Below are 20096 nucleotides of genomic sequence, written 5' to 3' on the forward strand. Positions count from 1 at the left end.
TTTAAGCCCCCCAACCCCCAAATCTGGGGGAGTTCAATCGTTCCTTCCCCCAAACTTGGGGGATTAAGGAGGCAGTAAAAAAAGTAAGCTATTCAGAAACTTTATTGTTTCTCTGGGCTTGTTTTAGTTTCTCAATATCTTGAGGGCTTAATTCTGGTCGATCGATCGTTAAAGTTAACTTATCGAGCTTACCGTTAAACTGAAAGGGTACTTGATAATCAGCATCATCAACAGGTGTACCCGTATCAGCACCAATATCAAAATTTTCATCCCATTGCAAAATAAAAGGTAAAGTGCGTTCCATTTTTTGAGTGGCTACTACATTACCATCAACTTTAAGAACACCAGTACCACCTTGAGCGAGTCCGCTTAAATTATTAAAAGCAAGAGTACCCATGCCCAAACCATTATATTTAAAGTCAAATTCTACGGTATGTTTACCTGCAGATAGAGGTTGTTCTCCTTCCCAACGGATTCTTTTTAAATCCACTAAATTCCAGAGAAACACTGGTTTTCCTTTGAGCAGATAAAAGCCATAACCGCCAAAACGTCCTCCTTCAGTGACAATAATACCGTCTCCTCCTCCTTGAGGAACTTCGACTTCGGCTTTGAAGTTATAGGAAGAATTTAAAAGACTAGGAGCAACACCGTTAGGTATGTCTGTTAACTGTCCTTTATAGGTAAATACATTACGTCCTGCGGTAAGACTAGGGCGAGGAGTAATTAAACGAGGTGTAATAGAACCATCAAGGGGTAAAACTTGATACTTTTGGGCTTCTTTCCAGAATAAATCCTGTAATTCCTTCAATTTTTGAGGATTGCGATCGGCAATATCATTGGATTGTGTCCAATCTTTAGTTAAATCGTATAATTCCCAGGGTGATGAGGCAGGATCAAGGTTTCCGACACCCCCTGTCACCCAAGGGGAACGCACCACTTTAGTACTGGCGATCCATCCTTCATGATAAAGAGCCTGATCTCCGAACATCTCAAAATACTGGGTTTTGTGGGTAGATGGTGCATTCGCATTTTTAGAGTCAAAGGTATAAGCTAAACTTACCCCTTCCATGGGTTTTTGCTCAATACCATCAACGATTTTCGGTGCAGGAATACCCGTCACTTCTAAAATGGTGGGTACAATATCGATAACGTGATGAAATTGATTACGGATAGCTCCTTTATCTTTAATAACTTTGGGATAAGAAATCGCCATGCCTTGACGCACACCGCCTAAGTGAGAGGCAACTTGTTTTGTCCACGAAAATGGAGCATCAAATGCCCATGTCCAAGGTATTGCCATGTGGTTATAGGTTTGATCCGTTCCCCACACATCATAAAATTTTTCTAATTGTACTTCTACGGGTACATCAACATCGTTAAATATTGCTACTTCGTTGGGAGTACCAATCATCGTACCTTCGGCACTACTTCCGTTATCACCACTAATATAAATAACGAGGGTGTTATCTAGTTTGCCGATGTCTTCTACTGCTTGAATAACTCGCCCAATTTCATGGTCAGTATAAGCTAAAAAGGCGGCGTAAACTTCCACTTGACGAATAAACAGTTTTTGCTCATCCGGGGTGAGATCTTCCCATTTTTTGAGTAAATCATCGGGCCAAGGGGTTAATTTTGCGTCAGCTGGAATTACCCCTAATTTCTTTTGATTGGCAAAAATTTCTTCTCTTAACGCATTCCAACCTTTATCAAACAGGTGCATATTATGGATTTTATCCACCCATTCTTTGGTGGGATGATGAGGGGCGTGGGTGGCTCCTGGCGCATATTTGATGAAAAAGGGTTGATTGGGATCTAAACTATTGACACGATTAACATATTCGATCGCATCATCTGCCATGGCAGTGGTTAAATTCCAATCTTTTTTACCTACATAAGGCTGAATGGGATTAGTATTGCGGAATAAATTAGGTTGCCATTGACTAGCATCACCACCGATAAAACCATAAAAGTAATCAAAACCCATACCAGTAGGCCATTGATCAAAAGGGCCATTCTGACTAGATTGAAAGGCTGGAGTATTATGATCTTTTCCAAACCATGAGGTTACATAGCCGTTATCTTTAAGGATTTTACCTACAGTTGCTTTATCTTTGGTGATAATGCTGTCATAACCCGGATAACCCGTAGCCATTTCCGAAATTACCCCAAATCCCACAGAATGATGATTACGTCCTGTAATTAAAGCGGCTCTCGTGGGAGAACAAAGGGAAGTAGAATGAAAGTTAGTGTATCTTAAGCCATTATTTGCCACTCGATCGAGCGCAGGAGTAGGAATTACACCGCCAAAAGTAGAAGGAGCACCAAAGCCTACATCATCGGTAATAATTAACAAGACGTTAGGGGCATCTTTAGGAGGTTGAATTCTGGGAGTCCAATAAGGTTTAGAATCTGAAACATTAGTTTTAATCACCCCTCCAAATGCTTCAGGAGGTGCAGGAAGTTGATCCCCTTTAATAGTCATTACAGCACTAGGAGAACCTGCTGTACCTCGAATTTGTTGGGCGATGGCAGGAGCAAAGAAGACTCCTGAACCTATTACCATGAGGAAAACGAGGATTCCTGCGGATAGTACCTTAAAATTACTCGGTAATAAGCCATTGAGAAAATTTTTAAAACGTGTAAACATGATTTTGATAAGTTGTTTAATTCCAAAATGGGTTAGTTCGATCGATCGTACAAGTCATACTTTGATTTTCTAAGGTATTAATCCAATTTTTCATGGATGATTTACCTTCATTACCTTTTATCCAAGTGACAGTAATCAGGTTAATGGTATTTTCATCGGATTCACAGGAAAACTGGACGGCATTGTCAGGAATATTTACTAATTGTTCTTGACATTGCCATTGATTAGTTTCCATCTCCATGATTTCTTGCCAATTTGTAACCATTTTGACTTCCACTAAAATCCCTTGATTTCCTTGACTACAAGACCAAGTTTTCATTTGATCTGTATTATTTGGTAAATCATCCACATCTGCTGGAATTATGGTAGGAATCTGCGAGGGTGTTTGAGCTTTAAGGGGATTTAAGATTAAATTACCCCATACAACGCTTAATAACATAGCAATTCCTAAATGACGGCTATCGATCGTGAAAAGGCGCTGCGCGATCGTAAATACTTTTAAATTCATCATCCAAATATTTTTCCAACTAAAACAATCTATAAAAGCTAAATCTTCCTACTCCCATAGGTAAACCAGTGGCATTATTTCCCGCAGGAAAAGCGGTTACGCTATAGAGATAAGTGTCATCATCGGGAGGATTTCGGAAGGCTTCAAGACGAATGCTAAAAGTTGTTCCGGGGGGTACTGGAGGATCAAAAACCACCGTTACCGCCTGAGTTTGGGGATCTTGAGTCGTTTTAATGGTAAGAGGTTTACCTATATTTCCTTGAGTACCGATAAAAGCATAAGTACTTGATATATCTATGGGAATAACATTAACGTTTTGTTGTTGTTGAATAGTTACTTTTCCTAAAGATTCGATCGAATTATTAGGTAGGTGAAAGGTGAAATAATAATGAGCATTGGGCCAGTTGATGGTAGAGTCAGGAGTTTGTGCTCCAACAAAAACGGGAGGTTGCCCAGTGAAAAAATTAGGATTATCAATCTGTTGGGCATAAGTAGATGGACTAAAAAAAATACCACTTGTACTTAATAAAAAAGGTGAAATCAGTTTAACTATTTTCATAGATTTGATCTTTTTAATCATCAATGACCTTATGTTAGTTCAGAATTTTTTTTAGCGAAAAATAATTTAGTCAAGTTTCCTTTACCTAAATAATTATCAATTTCTTGGAAAATATTATGAATTAAAAAAATCATTGAGACACATAAAGTTACTGCTAAAAAATGAGAGAAATGACGGGTTTCTAAAAATAGTTCGATCGCCCCTCCAATGGCTTTAGTTTCCTTATAGGCATGGAAAAGATTTTCAATCAAAGAAATAACTAAAACGGCAAAATTATAAAGAAAAGTTTTATACAAGACATTTATATAACGGGGGGAATGAGCATAACGATTTAAGATCGGAGTCATGTCCATAATTGCCACTGCTTTAGCCGCTACTAATGCACTAATAATTACTTTAGAAAAAACATAAGTATTAATCTCATATTGCTCTAATAAAAGTTTCATCATGACTAAAATAAAGCCAAATCCTATCATAAAAAAAAGGGACAAAGAGCCAATTTTTTTGAATTCTTCTTTAAGTTTTTCCATTATTAGCAATAGTTCTTTTTATTTGTAAATTTATTTATTCTTATCTTAAGGGGCCACCATAACCTCCGTAAACACCGACTCCACGAGTACCAACTCCTACCCCATGAAAACCGGGGCCAACTCCTCCTCCAGCACCAATCCAGTCAATAAATAAGGCACTTTGACCTCCTGTTTTGGGCATTGTACCTTCGATTACTTTATAGTTATAAACGATGTCTTTACCATCAATAACAGGGTTACTAATTTCGATTACTACAAGACTATTTTGAGGTTGTCCTTTTTCATAAACGGAAAGAGTAGCATTGGGAGGATCATTTGTGAAATTGTCTGAACCTGCACTAGCAGTCCATTCTTTCATATATTCAGGGGTAGTAACATGACCTGCTAAACGGACAGGGCGATCGGCAAAATACAGAGTTTGGGGATTAACGTTAACTAGGCGAATAGTTTTGTTATCAGTTTTTATGTCATCGGCGGTGTGAACAAACATTAATTGTACTTTTTGTTCTTCCGTTTTTTGTTGTTGGGCTTTGACGGAGGAGAAAGTAGCCGTCACGGAAATAACAGATACTGCTAAAGCTGAAATAGCGAAAAATTGGCGTATTTTGATCATGGAATTACTCCTAAATTTGTTAATAAAGTTTTTAATTTATGGTGCAGATGTGACTAAACGAAACCCGATATGAGATGTACCTGTATCAGCAGATTCTGCCTCCCTTGCCGATGGACGAAAACGACTACAATAATTTTTGGCACATAAATAAGAACCACCTTTGATAACGTGCTTTACTACACTCGGATCACGGGGATCAAAACTTTCTTTTTCGTTACTGACAATAGGATTAACTTGATGAGATTTACTGTCATGACCATAATGATAATAGTCTTGAGTCCATTCCCACACATTCCCTGTCATGTCATATAAGCCGTAACCGTTGGGGGAAAAAGAGCCGACTGGAGCAGTACCAAAATAACCGTCTTCTTGGGTATTTTTCACGGGAAATTCTCCCTGCCATGTGTTGGCTTTTTGGGGATTATAAGTATTACCCCACGCAAAAATTTTGTCTTTTAAGCCTCCCCTTGCGGCAAATTCCCATTCTGCTTCTGTTGGTAAAGATTTTCCTGCCCATTTTCCATAGGCGATCGCATCATCATAGGCAACATGGACAACGGGATGATTTTCTTTTCCTTCAATACTGCTATTTTTTCCTTGAGGATGTCGCCAATTTGCTCCTTGTACCCAATGCCACCAACTTAACTCTTGAAAAGGTTGCCCTTCAGGAATGGGTTGAAACACCACTGAACCGGGCGATCGATCTTCCTCTGTTAAATCAGGAAATTGTGTCACCGATAAAGGACGTTCGGCGATGGTAATATAACCCGTAGCCTCCACAAACTTGGCAAATTGTTGGTTAGTCACTTCGTAATTATCTATACAAAAGTCTTTGACGGTAACGGATTGAGTTGGTTTTTCTTCGGGAAATTCATTATTTGCACCGATGGTAAAAGTACCTCCATGAATTTTTGTCATACCAGTTGAACAAGCGAAAACTGAGGGAATAAAGACGAAAAAAAGAACAGAAACTATTGCTAAGATTAGAAAAACATTTTTCATCTTCAGAAGATAAGCTCGATCGCGCAGCGCCGTTTCACGATCGATGATTTTATTTAAAAGAAATTAATTTACTTAAGTATCAGCAAAGTATAAATATTTGTGGAAAATCTTTTCTTGCCATTTCGTGCCAATCTATAATTAAAATATCCGTAAATACTCTGAGATTGTTTTCTGCTTTAACCTGCTCACCATTGTTAATTTTTGTTAATTATTTATGACGAATTATGTACCTCTTTTACGAGTTTCTGCTTTAATTCCTTTTGTGAATTTTTTGTACAAATTAGGCACTCCCACGGAAAAACTATTGAGGCAATGTAAATTACCTATTTTTGCTTTGGATGAACCAAATTTATTAATCCCTCGCCATCAAGTTTTTGATTTTTTGAAGAAAGCTGCATCTCAAGAAGGAATCGAAAATTTAGGGCTTTTAGTAGGGGAAAAAACTCCTGTAGAATCTTTAGGTATTTTAGGTAAATTAACTTGTCAATCTCTAACTTTATACGATGCCATTTTTAAAGCTATTTATTTGGGAAATTTGTTTAATTCAGGAGAACATTTCTGGTTATTAGAAGATAAAGAAACCGCTTATTTTTGTCAAGAACATAATTACTTAGAACCTTTGGAGTCTCATCATTCCAGTCATTTCTCTTTAATGTTAATGATGGATTTAATTCGTAAAGTGGCAGGAAAAACATGGTATCCACAGCAAATTACTCTACAAACTCAATGCCTTAATTTTAAAAATCATTATTTACAAAAAGTTTTTATCAATAAAAATATTAATATAACTTCGATCGCATTTCCTCGATCGTTTTTAGCGTTACCTTTTCCGAAGGAGTTTAATTTATGTGAAGATCAAAAACATCAAGAATATGAAAAACTACATCAATCTGCTCCTTCTTCTCAATTTTCTCACTCTTTGACACAGGCGATCGCATCTCAATTAAAAGAAGGTTATCCATCTATTAATTTAGCCTCAGAAATTGCTAAAATGCCCATTCGTAGTTTACAAAGAAAATTAGCAAAAGATGGTTTAACTTATTCTCAATTAGTGAATCGTATTCGTTATGAAAAAGCTGTTTATTTCTTAGAAAATTCTTCTTTAAAAATTATTGACATCGCCTACGAATTAGGTTATGCTGATCCAGCTCATTTTACTCGTGCGTTCAAACGTTGGACAGGCATAAGTCCTCATAATTTTCGTTGTCATAAACTTGACAAATAAATTAACTTTATCAAGTTGTGCATCCAACGATTTCAACAATTTTAAGTTCAATTCATTAAATGTACTCTAGTTAGTCACACATTTTGTTGTACAGACGTTATGGATTAATCTCCAACTCCTTTACTATGATTAAGCTCGATCGAATTCGATCGAATTAGCACAAATCCTATTATAATCAAACAAATTAGCATAAATATTATTAGTAATCATCAATAAAATTCATGGCATTATTAACCACAGGGAAAGGTTTTATCAAAGATTTAGAAAAATCTAATATTTTAGCTGTATATGCACCTCTTGAGGGTGGTTTTGAGGGGCGCTATCAAAGAAGATTAAGAACATCAGGGTATCATACTTTTAATCTTTCCGCTAGGGGATTAGGAGATTTAAGTGCTTATTTAATGGGGATTCATGGAGTGCGCCCTGCCCATTTAGGCAAGAAAAATATCGGGCAAGAAGGCGCTGTCGGGTTAACTTATTTTGTGCCTCCCATCGCCCTTTCTCAACTAGAAAATTTGCCTTCTTCTTCTAAAGGTTTAGTTTTGTGGATTATTGAAGGATTTGTTCTTTCTAATCAAGAAAAAGAGTATTTAATTAGTTTAACAAAACAAGAGCCTAAAATTAAAATAGTTTTAGAGTTAGGAGGAGAGCGCTATTTTCGTTGGCAATCTTTAGAATCTGTTTTAACTGCCGTTGCCTAATCTTAATATATTTCTCGTAGAGGCGTAAAATTCTATCCCTCTACTATCTAATTTAAACTAATTTTTAATTGTTCATTGCCTCATAAGCCTATGGATAATCTTGATAAATTAATTACTGATATTGAAAAAAAATATCAAAATTTAAACCCTAAAATAAAGAGAGTAAATCATCCTGATAATCAAGTGAATAATTCAGCGAATAATAATAATATAGATTCTTTTTTGTCTGATTTACAAGGTGAAAAATTATCTCAAAAAAATCAACAAAAATCACCCGACTTATTGACAGAAATCGAATCAAAATTTCAATCAGCAAAGCAGAGTTCGGGGAAAAAAGAGTCTAATTCACAGGATTTATTAACAGAAATTGAGGCAAAATTTCAAACATCGAAAAATCAATCAACCTCAAAAAAAAGTAATTCAGAAGATTTAATCATAGAAATTGAGTCAAAATTTCAGCAACAAAAAGTAACTGTTAATCAAAAAAAAGCCACTTCTTCTAATATATTAACTGACATTGAAAGTCAATTTCAGCAGAAAAAGTCATCATCAAAACCTCCATCAAAATCAAATTTAGCTGAACAAGGTTTAGATAGTATAGCGGAAAATTTTGCTAAAAAACAAGCAGAAATTAAACAACATAATAAAACCGATAATTTAGAAGAAATTAGACGACAAGAATTAGAAAAACAACGGCAAGAAAAACAACTAATTCGTAAAGCTGAACAATGGTTAAAAAATTTAGATCCTTATTCCGATGAAGGGTTTTGGTTTGAACAATTTGCCCTATCTTATCCTTCTAAATTAGACGCAGCGATCGACTATTTAAGAGCATTACAATAAATCAATGATTGATTCTTTAGATATATTATCACATCTTAAATTATTAAGTCAACTATGGATATATTATCCTCAAAAAATATCGCTAATTAATGAAGCTAAAATTAATCATTATTTAAAGATAATAAACTCCTGTCAAAATTGTCAAAATACAGAAAAAAACCTCATAATTTTTATCGCAGAAACCAAGGAAATTAATTTTATTAGTGCCTTTTTTGCAGGAATTATTAGTCAAAGTTGCATCTTCTTAATTAACCCCCATTGGCAACAACAAGAATGGCAACAAGTAGAAAAAATAGTTACTCCTGATATTATTTTTGGAGAGATTAATTATCCTTTCACCACAAAACCCGAAATTCTACCCAAATTCGAGGGCATAATGATTCCCACCGGAGGCACATCTGGGAAGATAAAATTTGCTATTCATACATGGAAAACCCTAACCGCTTCTGCTATAGGTTTTTATCAATATTTTGATTCCTTACCGATTAATTCTTACTGCTGTCTTCCCCTTTATCATGTTAGTGGTTTAATGCAAATAATACGTTCTTTTATTAGTAAAGGAAATTTAATTATTAATAGTTTTTCTTCCCTCAAAAATTCCCTAGATATTATCGAAAATTATCATGATTATTTTATCTCTTTAGTGCCTACTCAATTACAATTTTTTTTAGACAATAAGCCAGAATATTTAAAACTATTTAAAATAATTTTAGTAGGCGGTGCATCTATTTATCCTCAACAAATTGATTTAGCAAATAAATATAAATTACCTCTTGCTTTAACCTACGGCATGACAGAAACTGCTTCGGGTATAAGTATTTTAACCCCCGATAAGTTAGTAGTTAAAAATAACAGTAATGGGCAAATATTACCCCATGCAGAAATAGTTATGGAGAAAGAAACTAAAGATTTAATTAAAATAAAATCGCCCTGTCTTTTTAAGGGATATTATCCCCATTTTAATAATGTAGATATTTTTATTACTGATGATGTCGGGTATTTAGATGAAGATAATTTTCTCTATATTTTAGGGCGTAATAGCCAAAAAATTATTACGGGAGGAGAAAATGTTTTTCCGTTAGAAATTGAAACGGCAATTTTAAGCACTGGATTAGTGAAAGATATTCATATCACAGCGACAAAAGATAACTATTGGGGAGAAGTTATTACGGCTTTTTATGTACCTTTAAATAATAATATTTGTGAAGAAGATATAAAACTCAAATTAGCCTGTTTAATTGCTAATTATAAAATCCCTAAAATTTGGCATAAATTAGATATTATTCCTCGTAATTCTCAAGGAAAAATTAAATTTTCCATAACTCAAACTATTGTAGAGACGTAAAATAAGGGTTAAAACCCTTACTACGAACAAATAAAAAATTAATTTTCAATTTTCAATTCTTAATTCTTAATTCTCAATTCTCAATTCTATACTAGGATACTTGTTTGTGTCCTAAACTAAGAAAAATTGTTTCTAAGTCGGCTTGTTGACAATGAAAGTCATGGATTACAATACCTGCATCAATGAGACTTTTTAATAAGTTGGCGCTGTCTTGAGTGTCTCCCGCAAATTCTACTCTTATTTCTCCGTGGGGTAGTTTTTCCCATGCTTTCACGGTATCCCAATTTTTCAATTCTGTTTCTAGCTTGTTGTATCCTTCTAGTATGCCAATCATAATTTGAGGATGACTCAGACGATTATATAAATCTTGTAGGGTTGTACTTTCAACTAAGCATCCTAATTCCATGATTCCTACAGAGTTACATAATTCGGCTAAGTCTGATAAAACATGGGATGAGATGAGAATTGTCATGCCTATTTTTTGTAAGGTTTTGATACTTTCTCTAAATTCTAACCGTGCGATCGGATCTAATCCTGATACTGGTTCATCTAATACTAAAATATTTGGTAGATGAATTACTGTTCTTGCTAAACTTAATCGTTGTTTCATGCCCCTTGAAAGGTTGGCAATTAGGGAGTTACGTTTAGATTCAAGGTTAACTAAGTCTAATACTTCTTGGATTCTTTGACGGCGTTGGGGTTGCTTGAGGTTGTATAGTCGAGCAAAATATTCTAAGTAATCGATAACGGTTAAGTCGTCATATAAGGGAAAATCATCGGGTAAATAGCCAATGTTTTGTTTAATATGTCTGCTATTTTCATCAAGAAGTAATTGATCGCCATTCAGATAGATTTCGCCTTTGGTGGGATTTTCAGCGGCGGCTATCATTTTAATTAATGTAGTTTTTCCTGCTCCATTAGGACCTATTAAACCATAAACATCACCTTTTTTGATTTGTAAATCCACATCATTGACGGCGATATGTCTTTCAAATTGTTTTGTTAATCCTACCGTGACAATTGCTGACTCTAAATTGATCATGTTTTCTAACTTTAACCTCGTCAAGTTTGATTATAACTATGATTTTTTACACTGTACAAATATCAGATAAAAGTTTTAGATATTAAGTAGATTTAAACAGAGTTTTAGCTATTCGATATTCATTAATTGTTTTTGATCATTTTATGCTCTCTAATTTCCCTTTTTAAAAAAAATTAGTGTTTTATTTTCTGACAAATCCTATAGAATTATAGTAAGATCATCAAAAAAGAAATCTAGTTATTATGGCTAAAAAACAAATTATGATTGTGGATGACTCTCCCATTATGAGGGTTATTCTGGGTAATATTATCAGTGAAGATGCTAATTTGACGATCGCAGAATATGCTTCTGATGGTCAAGAGGCTTTATCTAAATTAACGAATATTAAGCCAGATTTAATCATTTTAGACTTAGAAATGCCTAACATGGATGGGGTTACTTTTTTACAAAATCTCAAGGCTAAAAGCAATGCTAAAGTAATAGTTGTAACCGGTGCGGAGCTTAATTCTCCTAAAATTAATCAAGCAAAAATGTTAGGTGCTAATGGAGTAATTAATAAACCTTCTGGAGTAGTTTCTCCTGATTTAAAAGCTAAAAAAGGAGAGGAAATTAAAAGAACTATTTACCATATTTTAGGTATATAAATAATTAGGAATTTGTCATGAGTAATGAGGCATTTTCCTCGATTTCGCTAATTTTCATTCTATCTAAATTATTCCATACTTCTTGTAAAAGTCGATCGCACCCTAAACCTGTTACCCCTGAAATCAGGAAAATTCGGTTATCCGTTAACCCTTGAAATTGAGTTAAAATTTCCTGTTGAGTTTCCTCGTCTATGGTATCTATTTTATTTAAACCGATAATTTGAGGTCGATCGTGCAAACCTTTACCATAGGCTGACAGTTCTCCTTGAATTATCTCGTAATCGTGAACAGGATTTTCCGAGTTAACATCAATCAAATGTACTAATAAACGGGTACGCTCGATATGTCTCAAGAAATCATGCCCTAAACCAATTCCTTCGGAAGCACCTTCAATCAATCCGGGTATATCCGCAAAAACCGTACCATCTCCTGTTGGTTTACGCACTACTCCTAAATTGGGAATCAAAGTAGTAAAAGGGTAATCGGCGATTTTTGGTTTAGCGGAAGACAAGGCAGATATAAGGGTGGACTTTCCGGCGTTGGGTAATCCAATAATTCCCACTTCTGCTAACAATTTCAACTCTAACCGTAAATTCTTGATTTCTCCTTCTAAACCGGGTAAGGCATATTCGGGCGCACGGTTACTATTACTCAAAAAATGTTGATTTCCTAAGCCACCTTTACCGCCTTTGGCAATCAAAAAAGTATCATCAGGGGTGACTAAATCGGCAATTAACTCATCAGTGTCGGTATCATAAACCATTGTACCGCAAGGGATTTCTAAAATGAGGTCTTCTCCAGAATGCCCCGTACGATTATTTGGTCCTCCTCTTTTGCCGTCATCGGCTTTGAAACAACGAGCGTATTTAAAATCTAAGAGAGTTTGTAATCTTTCTGTAGGTTGAAACCATACCGAACCTCCTCGCCCTCCATTGCCTCCGGATGGGCCTCCGGCGGGGACATATTTTTCTCTACGAAAGGCTACAAGTCCATCTCCTCCTTTTCCTGCTGCCACTTCAATTTCAACGTGATCTATAAACTTCATAAATTATTCTCAATCTCTCGATCGACTATACCTTCTTAACATATCCTTTTATTGTAACCTAGAACGAAAGATAGGAGCGATTGACTAATTATAAACGGGGAGGGTAAAACGAAAACAACTGCCTTGATTGCCGTTATCATCCACCCAAATTTGTCCGTAGTGGGCGTTAATCACTCGACGACAAAGGGTTAAACCAATGCCGTAGCCGTCTTGTTGTTCATCTCTTTTTAAACGAAAATGATCTTCAAAAATACGCTCTTTTTTTGTATCTGGAATACCTGAGCCTTTGTCAATAATACTAACTTGTATTTTTTGGCTAGTTTTATGAATAATGGAGAGGATAATTGGGGCTGAATAGGGACTATATTTAATGGCATTTTCTAGTAAATTAATTAATACTTGCCTAATTAAATTTTCATCAGCATAAATAAAAGGTAAGTCTTGAGGTATCTCTTTGACAATACGTTGATTTTTTTCTTTTAATTTAGTCGATAAATTTTCAATAATTTCTTGAGAAATATTTATTAAATCTACTTTTTTTGGTATAATATTTAGTTGTCCATCAATGTTTTTTGATGTGTGAAGTAAATCTCCTATCATTTTATTCATGATAAAAAATTGATTTTTTGCTTGTTTAAAAAGTCTGCTATATAAAGATTTATTGTCGATAAAATTATCTTTATTTTGTGCTAATTCGATCGTCTCTAAAGCAATGGAAGCAGCAGTTAGAGGGCTTCTTAAATCGTGGGCTAACATCGTTAACATTTGATCTTTAAATTGTATTTGTTGTTTCAATTTATCAACTTCTTGTTTAAGTTGAAAAAGCTCATCTTGTAAATGAATTAAATCTACCGATGGTAAACAAGTTTGAAAAGTTGAATCATTACTAGAAAACTCATAAAAATTCTTATTTTCTAAAGATTCCTGCCATTTGTACCAACATTTTTGTAATTGTGCCGTTAAATTACTTCCTGCTAAAGTGTGTTGAGGTAAAGGATTAACTTTGACTAATGCTGGAGTCGCAACTAATTTAAAATGTTCAACTAAATGGGGATGTTTACTAATTTCTAATACTTCTAACTGAAAATAGTAATCTGCTGTTAAACTATGTAAATAATTCTTAATTTGTTCAATGTTTTTTTGTGAACTATGGCGATTATCAACAAATAATAATAACTGAAGATTATTGTTTTTCTCGGTGTTTGTTGTATTAAAAAGTAATTCTGATTCATTGGGCAATGGAGACATGACAACACCTCAAAGTCTGACAATCACTGTCTGATGAAGGAAATAGCTTTTCTTTTCTTTTTGACGATCGAATTTTTGATTCAATTCAAAAATATAAAAAAAAGATTAAGCACTTATTTATCTAATATTACCTCTTAACTAGCACTTTTCACAAAATGAATTGGTGAAGGCAAAGTGATTAAATTTTTCCCCTCATAGACATAGAATACCTCCGTTATCTCTCCCGATCGCACTAAAGGTATTTGAGTTATTTTTCTCCATTGTTGAAAATACTGGCTATATTGTTGAGTGATTTCCTCCTCCGCAAATCGTTGGGTGGTGATATATAATCCCCGTTTTCCTTTTAACTTTTCGAGGGGATACCAATAATCAAAACCTCTGTTATCGCCACTAAAACAAGTTATGGGAATATTACTCAAGGGTTCGATCGCCATACCAATGTAACCGCCTAAATAGTATTGATTGGTAAAAATAAAGTCAGCATCCTGTAAAGCCTGAGAAAATTCGGGAGATGCTTGAAAGTTCGATCGTAATTGTACAATATCAATTAACTCCGTAGAAGGATCATGTTGAGGAGAAATCAAACCCGAAAAAAAAGTATGTTGATTCGGTTTTTGGAATAATCCCAAACTCACATGAGAAAGCAAAATAAAGATAAGAGTATTAACCACCAGAAAAGATAAAAATAACCAACGATGAATCAGCTTCAGATTATATTTAATCCATAGGGAGCTATAATGACCTAAGATTAAGGTTAAAAACCAAAATCCGGGCATCGCCCAAGTGGGCAAAATTTGTGTTACTGCACCTAACACAGTGAAACCAATAATTAAAGGCAAAGAAACCCATAAAATTAATTGATAACGGGGGTTAGATTTTCCCCGAATTTCCTGCCAAAAAGTTACACCTCCTACCCACCACAAAGGAAAACCAAAACTAGGGAATAAATAACCGATACTAACTAAAGCAACCACAATAATATTTAGAGGATTGATTGTTAAAGAAGTTGAGGAAGCCGAATTAAAACGAGTCGATAATTGAAAACCAAAAGATACCCAATTATGTTGCCAATTCCAATATAAAAGGGGAAATAAACTAAAAATAAAGATAATAAAAGTTATAATTAGCCAAGGGGAATAAAAAACCTTTCTATAAAGTGGGTTAAATAAACAAAATCCGACTAAACCTAAGGCAAAAATAAAACCATGATATTTACTTAAACAAGCAAATCCTAGACATAAACCGATAAAAATAAGACGATAACTAGGTTGATAAGTTAATTTATCTTCATTAGAAAAAAACTCATCCGAAGCAATAAGTAAAGTTAAAGTGAGGAAAAAAATTAAAGGCACATCTGGTAATGTTAACACCCCAAAAGCTACCGTAAAAATTGGAATAATAGACGCAATAACTAAAGTCAATAATCCACTGTCATGGTTAAATAATTTTTTCCCTGTTAAATAAAGACAATATAAACTACCCGTAGTAAGAATTAATGTACCAATGCGAATAGTAAATTGATTAACTTCTCCCGTTAACCAAATTCCGAAACCAGTAGTTAATGATACTAACAAAGGATGATCAAAATAACTCCAATCTAAATTCTGGGTATAGAGAAAATAATAAGCCTCATCATATCCGGGTTGTAAATAGACTGCAATAATGACTCGAATGATGAAACCGATTAGCAGAATGAGACTTATCGGATAGGATAAAATAGAGGAGTTTTTGATTTTACTCATTAATTCTAGGGATAAAATTGTCTCGAAATAATGTTAATATATAGCTAAAAAAATTGATAAAAAATAACTTCAATTTTGATATATAGCTTTTTTAAATTATAAAAAATATATGATTAAATTAGGTAAAAAGTTATAATTGATCAAATTGATCAGAGGAATTTAAGATTGAATATCATTAAATTTATATGATAAGATAATTCTTAAGAAAAATTCTAAATCAGTTATAAAATTTTCGCCCCTCCCCCCCAAACTTAGGGGAAATTAAAGGAGGAATTTTCCACAAATCATTTAGGAATGCTATAGTAAACCTAAACCATTGTTAAATAAATCATAAATAATTTTATTACAAAATTTTTGAACTACTTTTTTATTATCTTTTTTTTGTTTTATTTTACAAATCTTATAAATAACAATTATTTTAAATCCAATTTATCATTTTAAATTGAATGCGCACTTTTAAACTCTCAATCATGGATGTTTATTTGGTAAGAGAATTACTGATACCTTTTTTCTTTGGAGTAGCACTTTTTTCCGCTTTAGGGGTTGCGATCGCCACTTTATCAGATTTAAGCTATAAAATAGTCAATTCAAACTTATCATTAATTTCAGCGATCGAAATATTTTGCCTTAAAATTCCCGAATATATATCCTATGCTTTACCCATATCAGTTTTATTAACCACTTTAATTACCTATAGTCGTTTAAGTAGTGATAATGAATTAATAGCCCTTAGAAGTACGGGTATTAGTCTTTTTCGTTTGATTCTTCCCGCTTTAATATTTAGCGTATTTATTACGGGTTTAACTTTTATTTTTAATGAATTAATTGTTCCTAATTCTAACTATAAAGTTACCACTATTTTAGTTAACCAACTAAATGAACAAAGAAAATTTTTATTAAGACAAGATATTTTTTACCCTGAATATGTGCAAATTAAAGGAGATAATGGTAAAGAAACAAAACAACTGAAAACTTTATTTTATGCTCAAGCCTTTGATGGGGAAACTATGAAATCTGTAACGATTTTAGATACTGAGAAAAAAAGTTTAAACAAAGTCATAATATCAGAAAAAGGACAATGGAATAATAAATCTCAAGTGTGGGATTTGTTTAATGGAGTAATTTATAATGTCAAAGAAAAACCCTTAATGGGGAAAGAATATTTTTTTGAAAAAACTCAAATTGCTTTATCCAAAACTCCTTTAGAATTAGCTTCTAAAAGTAGAGATCCTTTTGAGATGAATATTCTACAATCTCAAGAATATATCAAATTATTAAGACTATTAGGAGATGAAAAATCTGTCTTAATGTTTCAAGTGCGTACTGCTCAAAAAATTTCCTTTCCTTTTGTATGTATTATTTTCGCATTAGTAGGAAGCTCCTTGGGAAGTCGTCCGAATGGTGCGAGTAAAGCTACAGGTTTTGGACTATGTGTTGCGATCGTATTTGGTTATTATTTTACCAGTTTCATGATTGGTAGTTTAGGCTTAATTGGGGTGCTTTCCCCTTTTATGGCGGCATGGATACCGAATCTTCTAGGTTTTGGTGTCGGACTTTATTTGTTATTTAAACCTAATTTTGCTTAAACTATCTAATCGCAAAATCAAATAATTAGATACGGGCAAAATGCCCGTTGTACATATTTTTTTTATTACTTATTCCTTATTACTTTTTACTTTTCCTCATCAAAAAACTATGAAGCATCACCTAATTTGTAATCCATTTTGGACCTGCTAATAAAAATAATTCACTATTACCAATAGGATTAGATAAATCAAATATTTTTATGGCAATAATACCACTTTTTTTCACAACTAATTTACCTTTTATTTCACCAAAAATTAACAATTCTACCCAATTACTAAAATCTGGTTGATGTCCCACTAATGCGATCGAACTACGATCGTTATAATCAGAATTTTGTAACCAATTAATCCATTCTAAAATATTTCCTTCGGGAGTAAGAGCAGAATGTTCGATAATTTCGGGGGCTAATTTTGCTTGTTGAAGAAGAATAGCGGTTTCTTTTGCCCTAACATAAGGACTCGTAATAATCACATCAAATTTAATATCTAAATAAGATAATTTTTGGGCAACTTTTTGCGTTTTAGTAATCCCTTTTGAGGTTAAAATTCTATGGGAATCATCCTTTTCGATCGATCTTGATTCGGCGATACCATGACGAATAAAATAAATAATCATATTAAAAATTTGATAAATTGAAAATGTTAAAAGTGTGATCAATCAGTCATTGATTTACAATCCTTAATTATACTTCTAATCTTAGAATCTTTGGTGATAAAAAAACCATCTCCCAAAAATTGAAAAATACATGAGTACAAATAATTACGCAAGACCATCAAATATCCTCAGCAAAATATTTACAAAAAATATATTTTCTTTACAAAAAGACACCTTAAAAGAATTACTAAAAAATGTAAAAAAAAATGTTCTTTATTTTAAAAGTAAGATTATATTAAAGTAGAAGAAAAGATAAAACTTAAAGCAAGATTTCAAACTAAATATAGATCATTCTTAACAAGGATTTTCTTGACTTCAGTATTTACTAAATCAAAATTTTAGTATAGTACAGAAAAACTAAAACTCAATTATTTATAAGGAGAAAAATACATGAGTACTGGCATTAGTAAAGGTTTAAAAATTAGATATTGGATTGGCATTGGTTATGCAGTGCCTGTTTTCTTCTCAATTTTAGCGCCAATTTTGGTGATTAATAATCTTAACAACACAAAACAAGCCATTGAGCGAGTTGATCAAGTTGCTTTGGTATTCCAAGAGTTAACTCAAACAGTGCAAGGACTTCAAGGAACTTCTAGGACAGTACGAGGTGTTTTATTAGGAAGGCAGGAAAATATCAGGGATTATCAACAAATCAAAACACTTACCAATGATAGTCTCAAAGCAGTGATAGCATTGCTTCAAAATGAACAAGAACAACTAAGAAGAATCGAATCAATCCAATCTGATTATAATAAATATACAGAGATTAATGACAGAATTATTGAGACTATCCAAAGCCAAGGATTAGAAGCAGGATTAGCCTATTGGAATAGTGCAGGAGGCAATGAATTAGTTACGAATATTTTTGACACTTTAGATGAGTTTGAAAAAGAAGAAAAAGTTATTTTTGAGCGCTATGGAGAACAACAAACAGATAGTATCGCCGCTTTACAAAATGCTGTTTTACTTACCAGTGGAATGATTATTATTGCATCTATTCTTTTTGGGTTTATCATTTACTTCAATATTACCCGTCGTCTCAACGATGCCACCTCTCAAATTGCTACCTCAAGCACCGAAGTTGCCGCTACGATCGAACAACAAGATCGTACTACTAGCCAACAAGCCGCCTCTGTGAACGAAACTACAACGACTATGGACGAATTAGGGGCTTCTTCTCGTCAATCCTCCGAACAAGCGGAATCCGCCGCTAATGCCGCTAGGGAAGCCTTACAGTTAGCGGAAAATGGAGATCAAGCAGTACAACAAACCCTCTCGGAAATGAGTGAGCTTAAAGTAAAAGTGGGTGCGATCGCCGAGCAAATTATGCAATTAAGCGAACAAACCAACCAAATCGGTAGTATTTCTCAATTAGTTAGTGACATTGCCAATCGTACTAATATGTTAGCCCTTAACGCTGCCGTGGAAGCCGTGAGAGCAGGAGAACATGGAAAAGGCTTTGCTGTAGTGGCCGCCGAAATTCGTAAATTAGCAGATCAAAGTAAACAATCCGCCGAAAAAATTAACGGTTTAGTATCCCAAATTCAAAACTCCATCAACACAACCGTTATGGTAACGGATGAAGGTACAAAAACAGTGGACTCTGGTATGCAAATCGCCCAAAATACTGCCCTTGCTTTCGCTGGGGTGAAAGAATCCGTTAATAACGTAGTGATGAATAACCAACAAATCGCCCTCAATATTCGCCAACAATCCTCCGCTTTTGAACAAGTTTTAACCGCCATGAATGCCATTAACCAAGGTGCAAGAGAAACCTCCGCAGGGATTACTCAAACCCGTATCGGTACACAAAAACTAAACGAAGTCACCCAAGAATTAAAAGAGCTTGTTTAATCATATTTCTGTCATTGCAAGGCACGAAGCAATCCTTTTCTAAGTAATGAGTAATAAGAAATCTCGCTATTTTTCCTGATTAGATAATTAATTATTATGAAAAACAGTGATATTTTGGGGAAAATTGAGTTAAATTTATTTAACGATCACTATTAGACGTGTAATTCATTACACGTTGGGATAATGGTTTCAACTCATAACTCGCTGTGTAATAAATTCCACAGCTAACAGTTTTCGTTCAATGAATTGAACTCTTAAAATGCAATTTTACCTCGACTTTGAAAAAAACTGCTAAAAAAAGGGGGAA

The 20096-nt window shown here is 33.9% G+C and carries 18 protein-coding genes; 7 read left to right on the forward strand and 11 right to left on the reverse strand.

Features of this window, described 5'->3' with window-relative positions:
• Window positions 1-88 precede the first annotated feature (88 nt).
• From SYN6308_RS07000 to SYN6308_RS07025, 6 genes are read right to left on the reverse strand one after another with little or no spacing between them, the layout of a single operon-like run.
• Window positions 89-2647, reverse strand: a complete 2559-nt coding sequence (locus tag SYN6308_RS07000) for an arylsulfatase (protein WP_017293724.1) — start codon at window positions 2645-2647, stop codon at window positions 89-91.
• Window positions 2648-2663: 16 nt separating this feature from the next.
• Entirely contained in the window at window positions 2664-3158 is a 495-nt protein-coding gene (locus SYN6308_RS22010; protein ID WP_158412749.1) for a hypothetical protein, read from the reverse strand.
• Window positions 3159-3174: 16 nt separating this feature from the next.
• On the reverse strand, window positions 3175-3714 hold the full coding sequence (locus SYN6308_RS07010) for a DUF2808 domain-containing protein (protein WP_017293726.1): 540 nt from the start codon (window positions 3712-3714) through the stop codon (window positions 3175-3177).
• Between the two features lie 29 nt (window positions 3715-3743).
• Complete coding sequence (locus tag SYN6308_RS07015) at window positions 3744-4244, reverse strand: hypothetical protein (protein ID WP_017293727.1); 501 nt, start codon at window positions 4242-4244, stop codon at window positions 3744-3746.
• Window positions 4245-4284: 40 nt separating this feature from the next.
• Window positions 4285-4857, reverse strand: a complete 573-nt coding sequence (locus SYN6308_RS07020; protein ID WP_017293728.1) for a hypothetical protein — start codon at window positions 4855-4857, stop codon at window positions 4285-4287.
• Between the two features lie 36 nt (window positions 4858-4893).
• Window positions 4894-5775: a formylglycine-generating enzyme family protein gene (locus SYN6308_RS07025; protein ID WP_144051407.1), complete on the reverse strand. Its 882-nt coding sequence runs from the start codon at window positions 5773-5775 to the stop codon at window positions 4894-4896.
• A gap of 298 nt (window positions 5776-6073) precedes the next feature.
• On the opposite strand from SYN6308_RS07025, the gene SYN6308_RS07030 reads away from it, so the two are divergent.
• The 4 genes from SYN6308_RS07030 to SYN6308_RS07045 all read left to right on the forward strand — a co-directional run bounded on the left by SYN6308_RS07030 (window position 6074) and on the right by SYN6308_RS07045 (window position 9973).
• The gene (locus tag SYN6308_RS07030; protein ID WP_017293730.1) at window positions 6074-7084 is read left to right on the forward strand and encodes a helix-turn-helix transcriptional regulator; all 1011 of its coding nucleotides are present in this window, start codon (window positions 6074-6076) and stop codon (window positions 7082-7084) included.
• Between the two features lie 221 nt (window positions 7085-7305).
• Window positions 7306-7785: an NAD(P)H-quinone oxidoreductase subunit N gene (gene ndhN / locus SYN6308_RS07035; protein ID WP_017293731.1), complete on the forward strand. Its 480-nt coding sequence runs from the start codon at window positions 7306-7308 to the stop codon at window positions 7783-7785.
• A 90-nt stretch (window positions 7786-7875) separates the two neighbouring features.
• On the forward strand, window positions 7876-8628 hold the full coding sequence (locus SYN6308_RS07040; RefSeq protein ID WP_017293732.1) for a salt stress protein, Slr1339 family: 753 nt from the start codon (window positions 7876-7878) through the stop codon (window positions 8626-8628).
• 4 nt (window positions 8629-8632) lie between these two features.
• Complete coding sequence (locus SYN6308_RS07045) at window positions 8633-9973, forward strand: AMP-binding protein (protein ID WP_017293733.1); 1341 nt, start codon at window positions 8633-8635, stop codon at window positions 9971-9973.
• Between the two features lie 91 nt (window positions 9974-10064).
• Here the strand turns inward: SYN6308_RS07045 and SYN6308_RS07050 are convergent, their stop codons facing one another.
• Window positions 10065-11015: an ABC transporter ATP-binding protein gene (locus SYN6308_RS07050; RefSeq protein WP_017293734.1), complete on the reverse strand. Its 951-nt coding sequence runs from the start codon at window positions 11013-11015 to the stop codon at window positions 10065-10067.
• A 242-nt stretch (window positions 11016-11257) separates the two neighbouring features.
• On the opposite strand from SYN6308_RS07050, the gene SYN6308_RS07055 reads away from it, so the two are divergent.
• Window positions 11258-11659 (forward strand): response regulator, encoded by a 402-nt coding sequence (locus SYN6308_RS07055; RefSeq protein WP_017293735.1) that lies wholly within the window; start codon window positions 11258-11260, stop codon window positions 11657-11659.
• Between the two features lie 4 nt (window positions 11660-11663).
• Here the strand turns inward: SYN6308_RS07055 and obgE are convergent, their stop codons facing one another.
• The 3 genes from obgE to SYN6308_RS07070 form a co-directional block, all read right to left on the reverse strand.
• The gene (gene obgE, locus SYN6308_RS07060) at window positions 11664-12704 is read right to left on the reverse strand and encodes a GTPase ObgE (RefSeq protein WP_017293736.1); all 1041 of its coding nucleotides are present in this window, start codon (window positions 12702-12704) and stop codon (window positions 11664-11666) included.
• 84 nt (window positions 12705-12788) lie between these two features.
• The gene (locus tag SYN6308_RS07065) at window positions 12789-13952 is read right to left on the reverse strand and encodes a histidine kinase (RefSeq protein ID WP_017293737.1); all 1164 of its coding nucleotides are present in this window, start codon (window positions 13950-13952) and stop codon (window positions 12789-12791) included.
• Window positions 13953-14086: 134 nt separating this feature from the next.
• Window positions 14087-15694, reverse strand: a complete 1608-nt coding sequence (locus SYN6308_RS07070; RefSeq protein WP_017293738.1) for an ArnT family glycosyltransferase — start codon at window positions 15692-15694, stop codon at window positions 14087-14089.
• Window positions 15695-16140: 446 nt separating this feature from the next.
• Between SYN6308_RS07070 and SYN6308_RS07075 the strand changes: the two genes are divergently transcribed.
• Complete coding sequence (locus SYN6308_RS07075; RefSeq protein WP_026101966.1) at window positions 16141-17280, forward strand: LptF/LptG family permease; 1140 nt, start codon at window positions 16141-16143, stop codon at window positions 17278-17280.
• A 121-nt stretch (window positions 17281-17401) separates the two neighbouring features.
• Here SYN6308_RS07075 and sixA read toward each other — a convergent pair whose 3' ends face one another.
• Window positions 17402-17896, reverse strand: a complete 495-nt coding sequence (gene sixA / locus SYN6308_RS07080; protein WP_017293740.1) for a phosphohistidine phosphatase SixA — start codon at window positions 17894-17896, stop codon at window positions 17402-17404.
• Window positions 17897-18325: 429 nt separating this feature from the next.
• Between sixA and SYN6308_RS07085 the strand changes: the two genes are divergently transcribed.
• Entirely contained in the window at window positions 18326-19789 is a 1464-nt protein-coding gene (locus SYN6308_RS07085) for a HAMP domain-containing methyl-accepting chemotaxis protein (RefSeq protein WP_017293741.1), read from the forward strand.
• Window positions 19790-20096: the final 307 nt, after the last annotated feature.

It is taken from the genome of Geminocystis herdmanii PCC 6308 (assembly GCF_000332235.1).
Taxonomy (GTDB): domain Bacteria; phylum Cyanobacteriota; class Cyanobacteriia; order Cyanobacteriales; family Cyanobacteriaceae; genus Geminocystis; species Geminocystis herdmanii.